The 11,924-nt window shown below is 62.8% G+C and carries 9 protein-coding genes and 1 pseudogene; 8 read left to right on the forward strand and 2 right to left on the reverse strand.

The genetic code is table 11. From position 1 onward, the window contains the following. The first annotated feature begins 138 nt into the window (after window positions 1-138). From guaB to FGD77_RS13990, 3 genes and pseudogenes are all read left to right on the forward strand, one after another. Complete coding sequence (gene guaB / locus FGD77_RS13980; RefSeq protein ID WP_255010690.1) at window positions 139-1,590, forward strand: IMP dehydrogenase; 1,452 nt, start codon at window positions 139-141, stop codon at window positions 1,588-1,590. Window positions 1,591-1,641: 51 nt separating this feature from the next. Then, window positions 1,642-2,808: an RsmB/NOP family class I SAM-dependent RNA methyltransferase gene (locus tag FGD77_RS13985; protein ID WP_255010693.1), complete on the forward strand. Its 1,167-nt coding sequence runs from the start codon at window positions 1,642-1,644 to the stop codon at window positions 2,806-2,808. A gap of 244 nt (window positions 2,809-3,052) precedes the next feature. Beyond that, a pseudogene (locus FGD77_RS13990) lies at window positions 3,053-5,220 on the forward strand (ATP-binding protein). Between the two features lie 249 nt (window positions 5,221-5,469). On the opposite strand, the gene FGD77_RS13995 reads toward FGD77_RS13990, so the two are convergent. Next, window positions 5,470-6,465: a GlxA family transcriptional regulator gene (locus FGD77_RS13995; protein ID WP_255010694.1), complete on the reverse strand. Its 996-nt coding sequence runs from the start codon at window positions 6,463-6,465 to the stop codon at window positions 5,470-5,472. Between the two features lie 121 nt (window positions 6,466-6,586). On the opposite strand from FGD77_RS13995, the gene FGD77_RS14000 reads away from it, so the two are divergent. The 4 genes from FGD77_RS14000 to FGD77_RS14010 all read left to right on the forward strand — a co-directional run bounded on the left by FGD77_RS14000 (window position 6,587) and on the right by FGD77_RS14010 (window position 10,878). Beyond that, window positions 6,587-7,552, forward strand: a complete 966-nt coding sequence (locus tag FGD77_RS14000) for an ABC transporter substrate-binding protein (RefSeq protein ID WP_255010696.1) — start codon at window positions 6,587-6,589, stop codon at window positions 7,550-7,552. A 208-nt stretch (window positions 7,553-7,760) separates the two neighbouring features. Continuing rightward, window positions 7,761-8,828, forward strand: coding sequence for a glycine betaine/L-proline ABC transporter ATP-binding protein (locus tag FGD77_RS14005; RefSeq protein ID WP_255010698.1), 1,068 nt, complete (start codon window positions 7,761-7,763; stop codon window positions 8,826-8,828). Then, window positions 8,825-9,217, forward strand: a complete 393-nt coding sequence (locus tag FGD77_RS22470; protein WP_369682722.1) for a hypothetical protein — start codon at window positions 8,825-8,827, stop codon at window positions 9,215-9,217. The genes FGD77_RS14005 and FGD77_RS22470 overlap by 4 nt, the downstream gene beginning before the upstream one ends. Further along, window positions 9,145-10,878, forward strand: coding sequence for an ABC transporter permease (locus tag FGD77_RS14010; RefSeq protein WP_369682723.1), 1,734 nt, complete (start codon window positions 9,145-9,147; stop codon window positions 10,876-10,878). The genes FGD77_RS22470 and FGD77_RS14010 overlap by 73 nt, the downstream gene beginning before the upstream one ends. Here FGD77_RS14010 and FGD77_RS14015 read toward each other — a convergent pair. Continuing rightward, window positions 10,873-11,394: an RNA polymerase sigma factor gene (locus FGD77_RS14015; protein ID WP_255010701.1), complete on the reverse strand. Its 522-nt coding sequence runs from the start codon at window positions 11,392-11,394 to the stop codon at window positions 10,873-10,875. The two genes, FGD77_RS14010 and FGD77_RS14015, sit on opposite strands and share 6 nt — an antisense overlap. A gap of 263 nt (window positions 11,395-11,657) precedes the next feature. Between FGD77_RS14015 and FGD77_RS14020 the strand changes: the two genes are divergently transcribed. Then, window positions 11,658-11,906, forward strand: coding sequence for an EF-hand domain-containing protein (locus tag FGD77_RS14020; RefSeq protein WP_255010703.1), 249 nt, complete (start codon window positions 11,658-11,660; stop codon window positions 11,904-11,906). Window positions 11,907-11,924 lie beyond the last annotated feature (18 nt).

Below are 11,924 nucleotides of genomic sequence, written 5' to 3' on the forward strand. Positions count from 1 at the left end.
GAAATAGACCGGTTCAGTTAGCCCGCGCTGTCACCCTGCGGCAAGCCACGTTTTGCCGTTCGGTCGGGTTTGGCCTTTCGCACCGGTGATATCCGTGAAATAGGGAGTTGCCAAACGATCTGTTCATGGAGAAACGTGATGAAGATTCGTGAGGCTTTGACCTTCGATGATGTCCTATTGGTTCCTGCCGCGTCGACCGTGCTGCCCAGCACAGCCGACGTACGCACGCGGGTCACGAAATCTATTGCGCTGACCATCCCATTGCTCAGCTCGGCCATGGATACGGTGACCGAAGCGCGCATGGCAATTTGCATGGCGCAATCGGGCGGGATGGGTGTGATACACCGCAATTTCGACGTCGCCCGGCAGGCGGCAGAGGTGCGTCAGGTCAAACGGTTTGTGTCCGGCATCGTCTACAACCCCATCACCCTGACCCCCGATCAGACGCTCGCAGACGCCAAGGCGCTGCAGGAGCAGTATAACGTCACCGGGTTTCCGGTGGTCGACGCATCGGGCCGGGTCGTGGGGATCGTAACCAATCGCGACATGCGCTTTGCGCAGGATGCCAAAACGCCGGTCAGCGTGATGATGACCTCGGACGATCTGGCGATCCTGCACGAGCCTGCGGATCTGGAAGAGGCCAAATCCCTGATGAAGGCGCGCCGCCTCGAAAAGCTGCTGGTGACCGACGGCAAGGGCAAGCTGACCGGACTGCTGACGCTAAAGGATACCGAGCAGGCCGTCCTGAATCCGTCGGCCTGCAAGGACCGTCTGGGTCGCTTGCGCGTTGCTGCCGCCACCACCGTTGGCGATGCGGGTTTCGAGCGTACCGAGGCCCTGATCGACGCGGGCTGCGACATGGTCGTGATCGACACCGCGCATGGACATTCGGCCGGCGTTGCCGAGGCTGTGAAGCGCGCGCGGACGATAGCGGGGGACGCGCAGATCGTGGCGGGCAATGTCGCCACAGGCGACGCGGTGCGTGCCCTGATCGACGCGGGCGCTGACGGGGTCAAGGTCGGCATCGGGCCGGGCAGCATCTGCACCACGCGCATGGTGGCGGGCGTCGGCGTGCCGCAATTGACCGCGATCATGGATTGCGTCGCGGCGGCGGGCGATATTCCGATCATCGCCGATGGCGGCATCAAATTCTCCGGCGATTTCGCCAAGGCGATTGCCGCCGGCGCGTCCTGCGCCATGGTCGGCAGCATGATCGCCGGCACCGACGAGGCGCCCGGCGAGATGATCCTGTTCCAAGGCCGCTCGTACAAGGCTTATCGCGGTATGGGGAGCTTGGGCGCAATGGCGCGCGGCTCGGCCGACCGGTATTTCCAAAAGGACGCGGCCAGCGACAAGCTGGTACCCGAGGGGATCGAAGGGCAGGTGCCCTACAAGGGTGCGGCCGGCACGGTTATTCACCAGTTGGTTGGCGGGTTGCGCGCCGCCATGGGCTATACCGGCTGCGCCACGGTCGATGAAATGCGCCGCAACTGCGAGTTCGTCCGTATCACCGGCGCGGGTCTGAGCGAAAGCCATGTCCATGATGTCCAGATTACGCGGGAATCGCCGAATTATCGTATTGGTTCGTAATATTAGTATGTTGTTCTCCGCGCCTCATCTAACCGTTGAAGTAACTCCCGCGTGACCCCTGGCGCGCGCATTCAGGCTGCGATCGAAATACTCGATCACATCGCGGGCGGCGTGCCCGCTGAGAAGGCACTGATCGGATGGGCGCGGCAGTCCCGCTTTGCCGGATCGGGTGATCGGGCGGCGGTGCGCGACCATGTGTTTCAGGCACTGCGTTGCTGGCGATCCTATGCTTGCCTTGGGGGCGGCGAAACGGGGCGCGCGCGCATGTTGGGCGCGTTACGTGCGGGTGAGATTGATCCCGATACGCTGTTCACCGGGGTGGGTCATGCCCCGGAGCCCCTAAGCGCAGCCGAGCGAGAGGCGGGGGGTGTCCCGACAGGGGCTGATGCCTGCGACATGCCGGAATGGCTATTGCAGAAGTTTCGCGCCTCGTTAGGCGACAAGGCCGAAGCGACAGCGCAGGCCTTGCGCCAGCGCGCGCCTGTCATGCTGCGCGTCAACCGGCGCAAGGGGGATCGCGACACCGCAATAGCGGCCTTGGCCGGTGAGGATATTATCTGCGGCGCGCATCCCATTGCAGACATGGCATTGATCGTGACGCATGGCGCCCGCCGATTGGCGCGCAGTCGCGCCTATCTGGACGGGCTGGTCGAGCTTCAGGACGGCTCCAGCCAGGCGGTAATGGATGACATAGACCTGCCCCCGGCGCCCCGCATTCTGGACTATTGTGCCGGTGGCGGAGGTAAATCACTGGCCCTTGCCGCGCGGAGCGACGCGCAGATTTCTGCGCATGACGTGGACCCCGCGCGCATGCAGGATTTGCCAAATCGCGCGGCGCGCGCAGGCGTGGATATCACGGTGCTGGACAAGCTGCCTGCACCGGGCAAGGCATTGTTCGATATGGTTTTATGCGACGTGCCCTGTTCCGGTTCGGGGTCTTGGCGTCGCGCGCCAGAGGCCAAGTGGCGGCTGACGCCCGAGCGGCTGACCGATCTGACGCGCCTTCAGTCACAGATCATGGCTGCGGCTGCGGAGTATGTCGCCCCCGGTGGGCAGTTGATATACGCAACCTGTTCTGTCCTCAGTGCCGAAAACGAGGACCAGATCGACGCCTTTCTTGCCGCGTCGCCCGGCTGGGTGCGGCGCGAAACCCACAGGTTTGATGTAACGGACGGTGGTGACGGTTTCTTCGTGGCGCACCTTTGCCGCGATGGATAGCCTGACCAACAACCCTGACATGTAAATCTGGCCGACGTTAAGCTGGACTTAAATGGTTTAGCCAAAGGTCGGGGCAGCGAGTCGCAATGCAGGGCCTTCAAGTTTGACCATATCCTCACTCTCTCTCAACCCGATCAAGCGGGCGGCGACGCAGTTGCGTCCGCATGCAGCCTTGGTATTGTTCTTTGCGGTGCTGTTTGCGGTGACCGCATTCTTGATACCTCCGGGACTGGAACAACAGGCCATGATCCTGGTGGCGCTGGTGCTGGGGGGGTGTGCAGGATGGATCCTGCGTATGTCGTGGCGCGACACTGTATCGGAAACCCGCGCGGCTGATTCCTTGCGTATCTTGATCGAACATGACGCAGCGGCCAGCGTGGTGACCGGGCCTGACGGCGCGATCATTTGCTGCAACAACGCGGCACAGCGCGCCTACGAGGCCCAGCGATTCGATGCTTTGTCCGAGGTGCTGCAGCCGTTGATCGCGAACCCGGGTGCGATCCTGTATCGTCTTCAGACGCGCGCAGGTGTGCGCGGCGCGGCGCACGAGGATGTTGTAACGGGCGAGGGGCACGTGCGTCTGTCGGTCCACAGGGCCGGGGCGGACACGCTGCTGTGGAGGATTGAGAAATCCGCAGACCTGGTGGCCCGGCGCAGTGATACGCTGCCACTGCCGATGCTGACGATCGGACGCAACAATGCGGTTCTTTACATGAATGACGCAGCGCGTCTGCTGTTTGGCGAGCGGGTTCGCACGCTTGATCTTATCTGTCCCGCGCTGCCGCTTCGTTCGGGGCAAATGAACGACGTCAGTACGCAGTCCGGCGTAGAATCGTGCCTCGTCGTCGAGTTGGAGGGTATCGCCGGGCGGCGCGAGGTCTTCCTGATGCCGGGCGTCACCGTAAATGCGACCGAAGGCCCGGCGGTGGAGTGGACCTTTTTCGATGAGTTGCCGGTGCCTTTACTAAAACTGGCGCGCGGCGGTACGATCGAACTGTGCAACCGCCCGGCAGCTGATCTTTTGGGGGCCGATGTGGCGAAAGGGCGGCAAATCACTGACCTGCTCGAAGGTTTGGGCCGCTCCATTCCTGATTGGCTGGAGGATTCCGCGCTTGCGCGGGGCGCGCTGCATTCGGAATTTCTGCGCGTGCGCCGGTCGGATCGCGAAGTGTTTGTACAGGTCACGCTGAACCGTACGATGGAAAACGGCGAGGTGATCCTGATCGCGGTTTTGAACGACGCGACCGAGCTGAAATCGCTTGAAGCTCAGTTCGTCCAATCGCAAAAGATGCAGGCCATCGGCCAGTTGGCCGGGGGCGTCGCGCATGATTTCAATAACCTTCTTACCGCGATTTCAGGACATTGCGACCTTTTGCTACTCCGCCATGATCAGGGCGATTCGGACTATGGAGATTTGCTACAGATCAATCAGAACGCCAATCGCGCTGCGTCGCTGGTGAACCAGCTTCTGGCGTATTCGCGCAAGCAGACCTTGCGCCCCGAAATCATGGACCTGCGCGACGCGATGTCGGACCTGACGCATCTGCTGAACAGGCTGGTCGGGGAAAAGGTGGTCTTGTCACTGAATCACGATCCGGCCCTATGGTCTATCCGCGCCGATAAACGCCAGTTCGAGCAGGTTGTGATGAACCTGGTCGTGAATGCGCGCGATGCCATGCCCGAGGGGGGCGAGATCCGGGTCGAGACGCAGAACGTCACACTGGACGCGCCCCTGCACCGTGACAGGGCAGTGGTGGCGCCGGGTGATTGGGTCCGGATCAGCGTCAGGGATGAGGGGATCGGCATTCCGCAGGATCGCTTGTCAAAGGTGTTTGAGCCGTTCTTTACGACCAAGCGCACTGGCGAGGGAACGGGATTGGGCCTTTCGACGGCCTACGGCATTGTCAAACAGACTGGCGGCTTTATCTTTGTCGACAGCGAGGAGGGGGGGGCACTACGTTTTTCCTGATGTTCCCCGCACACGAAGCGGTGACGCTGCGCCCCACCCCAATCCAGAAGCCACAGATCGAGGTAACGCCGACAGAGGGGCTTGTCCTGCTGGTCGAAGATGAGGCGCCGGTGCGCGCTTTTGCATCGCGCGCCCTCCAGATGCGTGGTTTTACCGTGCTAGAGGCAGAATCAGCAGAAGAGGCGCTGAAAATCGTTGAGGATCCGACGATCACGATAGACGTCTTTGTCACGGATGTGGTGATGCCGGGCATGGATGGACCCAGCTGGGTGCAAAAGGCACTAAAGGTACGGCCCGACGTGCGTGTCGTCTTTGTGTCCGGCTACGCAGAAGAGGATTTTGGTGACACACAGGCGCGTATTCCCAACTCGGTCTTTTTGCCAAAACCGTTTTCCTTGACCGAACTGACAGAAGTCGTGCAGCAGCAAATGAGTGGCACATGACAGGGGTGCCCCGTGGCGGGAGACTCAAGCACGGTGTGCGAGCAAACTTGACCTGGATGATGGCGCAGTGCACAGCGCGCAAATTCATGAACTGACAGTCAGGCGGGCATGCGTTATTCCAGTTCGGGGGCCATCAGGCCGGTCTCAATCGGCAGGTCGCGCATGTGTGGTGTGCCAGTGCTGACGTTGGATTGCTTGGCGGTCGCTGTGCGTGGCGGATCTGAAATGTACGCGTCGGTACAAACTTTCTCAGCCTTGGCGCGGCTTGCGGTGCATCGGCCAGGCGCGGAATTCGAATGGTACACGTCCCTCTATTCGGTCGCGGCTGGGCGGCAGGCCAAACCGGATGCGATAGGCGCGTGAGAAATGGACTTGACTGGCAAACCCTGATGCGACTGCGATCTCGGACATGGCGAGGTCCGTTTGCGTGACAAGGCCGCGGGCACGATCCAGCCTGATATCACGATAGTAAAGCGCTGGCGTCTTGCGAACGAACCCGGCGAAAAGGCGATTTAGCTGGCGGTGCGAAATCCCAAGCCGTTCGCAAATGAGCGCGATCGGCAGGGGCGTTTCGAGGTTGCGCTCCATAAGGGCAATGGCTCGTTTGACCGCGGTTGGTGCGGTGCTGCCCAGTGGTTCTTGGACTGCGGCATTTTGCAGGGCTCCGGGCGGGCGAACCACGGGATGAAAAAGATAGCGCGCCGCAGCATTGGCCAGCGCGTCACCTTTTGCGCCACGAATGATCTGTAGCGCAAAATCCACCGATGCACCGCCGCCGGCGCAGCTGATCCTGTTGCCGTCGAAGACGTATAGCTCTTCGCTCAGATCACAGCCGGGGAAGCGCTCGCCGAAGGCGTCCATATGCTCGTAATGCACGGTTGCACGGCGCCCCTGTAGCAGCCCGGCCTGCGCCAGGACGAAAGCGCCGGTGTCGATTGCACCCAATGTCACCCCGGACTGCGCCCAGTGCCAGAGCGCGCTGCGCAGCGGCGCGCCGCAATGCGCCTCGGGCGTCCAGCTGGAGGACAGGATGACCATGTCGCGGAGTGCGCCCTGAACCTGTGCCAGCGGTAACGTCTGAATCGACATGCCATTGCTGGCCAGACATGCACCACCAATCACTGAGGCAAATTCCCAGGCGAAATGCGCCGTCCCGTCCAGATAGTTGGCGGCGCGAAATGGATCGACCAACCCGGCTGTCGCGGCCATGTTGAAATGCGGCGTGACAAGAATGAGGATTCTCATCTTCTGGTCCGTGCGCTGGTTCATCTGTCCATCCAAGCATAAACCACGTCTAAAACAAGCAGATTAGGCAGTGACACCATGCCCTACTCGGTCAATACTGGCGCAAAAAAGGGAGATGAGAATGAAAAGCGTGCCGAAAACCTATCTGGGCGCGGCGGCCATCATGGCAGCCGCCGCAGGCGCAGGCCACGGCGCCGAACTGGGCGCCGTTGACACACCGATCAAGCTGGCGGTGAATGAATGGACCGGGCAGCATGTCACCACCCGCATCGCGGGCGAGATGCTCAAGGCGGCCGGTTACAAGGTTGAATATGTCACGGCTGGCTACATGAACATGTATCAGGCCCTTGCCGACGGCGAAATTGACGCAGCGATGGAAATCTGGTCGTCCAACGTGTCAGACGAATATGCCAAGCAGATCGAGGCAGGCGGCGTGACCGAACTCGGCGATCTGGGTTTGGAAGCGAAAGAGGGCATCGCCTATCCCGCGCATGTGGCCGATATCTGTCCCGGCCTGCCGGCCTGGGAAGCGCTGAAGGATTGTGCCGCCCAGTTCGCCACAGCCGAGACATTGCCAGCGGGCCGTCTGGTCGACTACCCCGCCGATTGGGGAACGCCGGGCGCCGACCGCGTCACGGGTTTTGCGTTGCCATTCAAGGCCGTGCCGGCCGGATCCGAAGGGGCGCTGATCACCGAATTGCGCGCCGCGACCGAAAAAGAATCTCCGCTGTTGATCACCTTCTGGCAGCCGCATTGGGCAATGTCGGCCTATGACGTCAAATTTGTCGATCTGCCGGTGGGCGAGCAGGCCTGCTTTGACGATCCGGCCTGGGGCCCGAACCCGGATGCCACATATGACTGCGATTTCACGCCCACCCGCGTGTTCAAAGCCTCGTGGTCGGGACTGCCCGACAAATGGCCTGCGGCGGGCGAGATTCTTGCCAACATGAAGCTGAGCGTCGAGGATCAACAGCCGATGATGGGCGAGGTCGATGTTGACGGCCAGTCGGTCGAGGAAACGGTCGCTGCGTGGATGCAGGCGAACCCGGACAAGTGGAAACCTGTCGTCGTCGCCGCGACCGAGTGATTACAGCTTTGCCTCCGGTATGTCTGATGGCATCTCGGGGGCTGTCCTGTGAAACCGGGCGGCATGTATGGGGTGCGTTGGCAATACCTTGCGCGGCCTTGGACCCTTGCCTGCTGTGGTTAGGAAATCGGACCGCGCTGGGCCGCAGCTTGCCGTTCGGGCGCGTGCCACTTCAAATCGACCAGATCCAGACCTTCGGGAGAGATAGATGACCGACCCGACCCCCTCGGATCAGCCCGCGATCCGCTGTCGCGATGTTTGGCAGGTATTTGGCACCGGCGCAGGGGCGCGTCTGCCCGATGCGCTGGAGCGGTCAGGGGGCAATGTGGACGCAGCGGCGCAGATCCTGCGCGATCAGGGGCTGGTGCCCGCAGTCCAAAACGTCAGCTTTGATGTCAAGCGCGGCGAGCTTTTCGTCATTATGGGCCTGTCGGGGTCCGGTAAATCGACCATCGTACGCTGCATCTCGCGGCTGATCGAGGTGACGGCGGGCCAGATCGAGATTGACGGCGAGGATATCCTGAACGCGTCAAAATCACGCATGACTCAGTTGCGTCGTCGCAAACTGGGAATGGTGTTTCAGCATTTTGGCCTGTTCCCGCATATGAGCGTTCTCCAGAACGTTGCCTTTCCGCTTAAGATGCAAGGGCAGGGTCGAACCGAGCGGCTGAAGCGCGCGCAGGAGGTGATCGATCTGGTCGGCCTCAAGGGGCGCGAGGGCGCTTATCCGCGCGAATTGTCCGGCGGCCAGCGCCAGCGCGTCGGTATCGCGCGTAGCCTGGCAGTGAATCCCGACGTGTGGTTCCTGGACGAGCCGTTCAGCGCGCTGGACCCGCTGATCCGGCGCCAGTTGCAGGATGAATTCGTCGACATCCAGGCGCGTTTGCGCAAATCCATCGTTTTTATCACCCATGACATCGCCGAGGCGCTGAAGATCGCCGATCGCATCGCCATCATGCGCGATGGCCAGATCGTGCAGATCGGCACGCCCAGCCAGATCGTGCTGGAACCTGCCGACGATTATGTGCGCGATTTCACGCGGGATGTGGCCAAGGGACGCCATGCGTGCCTGTTCTCGGTCCTGCATCCGGTTGATCCGGATGCGCCGCCACCTGCCGATAATCCGGGCCTGCGCGTCGATATGACGCTGGACGAGGCGTTGACCGCGTGCATGTCATTGTATGAGCCGGTGCCGGTCCGGGGGCGAGATGGGCAGATCGCCGGGATGATCGACCCGGCCGATCTGGCCAAGGCGTTGCAGGTCGACCCGTCATGAGTGGCGCCAAGGGGTCAGGGAGCCAGCTGAGCCCTGGCACCATTGCGGCGCTGGTGGTGCTGGCCACGGGCGCGCTGTGCATGGTGCTGGTGCCGCATCTGCCATGGTTGGACCGGTTTCCGGGTGACTGGGCGCTGCCCATGGCGCGCTGGGTCGACACCGGGCTGACGTGGTTCCTGAACCTGATCAAACCGGGCGCACGGATGTTTTCGGCCGGGCTGGCCTATCCCATGGGCTGGGCTCAGGCGCTGCTGCTGCACACGCCCTGGCCGCTTCTGGTGGCGCTGGTGACGGCGCTTGGCTGGGTTGTGGGGGGGTGCGTCTGGCGCTGCTCGGCTTTGCCGGGCTTAGCTTTGTCGTTGCGTCCGGCTACTGGGTGGAGAGCATGAACACCCTGTCGCTGGTCGCCGTATCGGTGCCGCTGGCATTGATATTGGGCGGTGCCACGGGCATCCTGGCCAATGAGATGCCGCGCGTGAAATCCGCCGTGCAGACGGTGATGGACGTGATGCAGACCGTGCCGACCTTTGCCTATCTCACGCCGCTTTTGCTGCTGTTCGGGTTCGGCCCGGTGGTGGGCCTGATCGCGTCGGCGATCTATGCCGCGCCGCCCATGGCGCGCAATGTGATCCTGGGGCTGGAGCGCATCGATACCGACATCAAGGAGGCGGCGATCATGTCGGGCGGCAACCGCCTGCAACAACTGTTCCTGATCGAGATCCCGTCGGCCACGACGCAGATCATGGTGGGCGTCAATCAGTCGCTCATGGCGGCGCTGTCTATGGTGATCATCGCGGCCGTGATCGGTGGCTTCAACGATATCGGTTGGGAGGTGCTTCTGACCATGCGCAAGGCGCAGTTCGGCGATGCGCTATTGGCGGGGTTGGTGATCGTGGCGTTCGCCATCGTTATTGACCGGATCAGCGCCGGTATGGCGCGCCAGCAGCAGCGCCATTCGCGCCGCGTCGCACTGGCAATCGTCGCGGTTGGTGCATTTGTCGCCGTTCTGGCGTGGCTCTATCTGCCTGCTGCCAGCCAGCTAAAGCTGCTGGTGCCGGCCGCTGATTGGGTCGATGGCCGACTGACGGTGTTCGTGCGCGCCAATGGCGCCGCGCTGGACGCGATCAAGAACGCCGCGATGTTCTATGGGTTGCTTCCGCTGCGGATCGGCCTTGACGGGGCGGTGCTGCCGTTCACCTGGGGCTTCCAATGGACCGGCTGGATGAGCGCTGTGCTGTTCGCCGTCTCCGCCGGGATCGGCGGTGTGATTGCGCTGCGGGGCCGCGTGGCGGCGGGACTGATGCTGCCCATTCTGGCGGGTATCGTCGAGACGGGCATCGCCGAGCTGCCTTGGCCCTTCGTCCTGATCGGCGCGGGTGCCATCGGCTGGGTTGCGGGCGGGCGGCGTCTGGCGCTGTTTGCGGTGCTGATGCTGGCGGCGGTCCTGTTTTCGGGGTTGTGGGCCAAGGCGCTGTGGTCGCTGTACCTGTCGGGTGCCGCTGTGCTGACCTGCGCCGTTCTGGGCGGGGGCATCGGCCTGATCTGCGCGCTCAGCCCGCTGGCGTGGCGGGTAGTACAGCCGATCTGCGACATGCTGCAAACGATACCGCTGTTCGTATTCCTGATTCCGGTGTTGATGTTCTTTCAGATCGGGGAATTCTCGGCGTTTCTGGCCATCATCTTTTACGCCATCGTGCCGATGATCCGCTACACGCGCCACGGCCTTGTCACCACGCCGCCCGACCTGATCGAAGCGGCGACGTCATCGGGCGCGACGACGTGGCAGACGATGCGCGAGGTGCGCGCGCCCTATGCCGCGCCGACGATCCTGCTGGGGCTGAACCAGACGATCCTTTATGCGTTCGCAATGCTGGTGATCGCGGCACTGATCGGCACGACGGGGCTGGGGCAGTCGATCTTCCTTGCGCTGGGGCAGGCCGATATCGGGCTGGGCATTACGTCGGGCGCGGCAATGGCGATACTGGCGCTGGTGGCTGACCGGTTGGTGCAGGGCTTCGCGGCCGAGCGGCGGCGCGCGCTGGGGCTATAGCAGGCTGGCCACCGGCGCGCCCGGAGCCATATCCATGTCGCGGCGCAGTTGTGCACGCGCGCGGGCAAGGCGCGACATCACCGTGTTCACCCCGCAGCCCGTGCGCCCGGCCAAGGCGGCCGGGCTGGTTTCGCCCGACATCACCAGCGCGATCAGCGTGGCCTGATCTGTTGGCAGGCGGCGGATGGCGCCTTGCAGATCGGCCAGCGCCAGCGCGCCGAATACTTCGGGGGCGACGCTGGGGTCTTCGGCCTCTTCCAGCGGCAGGTGCGGCGCGCGGCGCAGGCCCTGACGGTAAAGGTTGCGCAGCGCAGCGCGCGCATAGGCGCGCAGATCGTCGACCTGTCCGATCTCGGCCCGGCGCAGCCAGAGCCGCAGCAGCGTCTCCTGTGCCAGATCCTGTGCTTCGGATTCGCTGGCCGCGAGCCGCCGGGCGAGGCGCATGAGATCCGGCTGAAGCCCGGCCAGGATTTGGGAAACGGATCGGGGGGGCGCCACAGTGCAGGGCAGGAGCATGGGTTCGGCCTTTCAGAGCGTCATTGGTCCATGCGAATGTTGGGTGTCTTTGGCCCCCCTGCAATCAGAGCCTTTCCGCCGACGTTCAGATGCCTGCCTTTTTGCGCGAACAGGCGCCGCCGCGCACCACTCGGGTAGGCGATCTGCCGCCTGAAATCCGGACAAGGCACTGATCCGGGACGCAAATCGCTGCCAGCGCGTCCTGTGATGTGAAGCGGGCAATACAGCCCCTTCCTAAAGTAAAAGACGATAGGAGAGACACCATGACCAAGTTTATCGCATCCATGCTGGCCGCTGGCGCATTGGCAACGACGGCCTTCGCCGCGGGCGGTCTGGCCGATATGGACACCAACGGCGACGGTCTGCTGACCGTGGAAGAGGTGCAGGCCGTGTACCCTGAAATGACCGCAGAACAGTTCAGCGCAATCGACGTCAACGGTGACGGCGTTGTCGACGATGCCGAAATGAGCGCGGCACAAGAGATGGGCCTGATCCCCGCCAGCGACAGCTGAACCGGTACAGTCCGGCGG

Source organism: Roseovarius sp. M141 (assembly GCF_024355225.1).
Taxonomy (GTDB): Bacteria; Pseudomonadota; Alphaproteobacteria; order Rhodobacterales; family Rhodobacteraceae; genus Roseovarius.

What these genes read in the sequence shown, in the direction of transcription:
- FGD77_RS14000 (WP_255010696.1), top strand. Translation starts at nt 6,587, where the DNA reads ATGAAAAGCGTGCCGAAAACCTATCTGGGCGCGGCGGCCATCATGGCA.
- guaB (WP_255010690.1), top strand. Translation starts at nt 139, where the DNA reads ATGAAGATTCGTGAGGCTTTGACCTTCGATGATGTCCTATTGGTTCCT.
- FGD77_RS22470 (WP_369682722.1), top strand. Translation starts at nt 8,825, where the DNA reads ATGAGTGGCGCCAAGGGGTCAGGGAGCCAGCTGAGCCCTGGCACCATT.
- FGD77_RS14020 (WP_255010703.1), top strand. Translation starts at nt 11,658, where the DNA reads ATGACCAAGTTTATCGCATCCATGCTGGCCGCTGGCGCATTGGCAACG.
- FGD77_RS14015 (WP_255010701.1), bottom strand. Translation starts at nt 11,394, where the DNA reads ATGCTCCTGCCCTGCACTGTGGCGCCCCCCCGATCCGTTTCCCAAATC.
- FGD77_RS14005 (WP_255010698.1), top strand. Translation starts at nt 7,761, where the DNA reads ATGACCGACCCGACCCCCTCGGATCAGCCCGCGATCCGCTGTCGCGAT.
- FGD77_RS13995 (WP_255010694.1), bottom strand. Translation starts at nt 6,465, where the DNA reads ATGAGAATCCTCATTCTTGTCACGCCGCATTTCAACATGGCCGCGACA.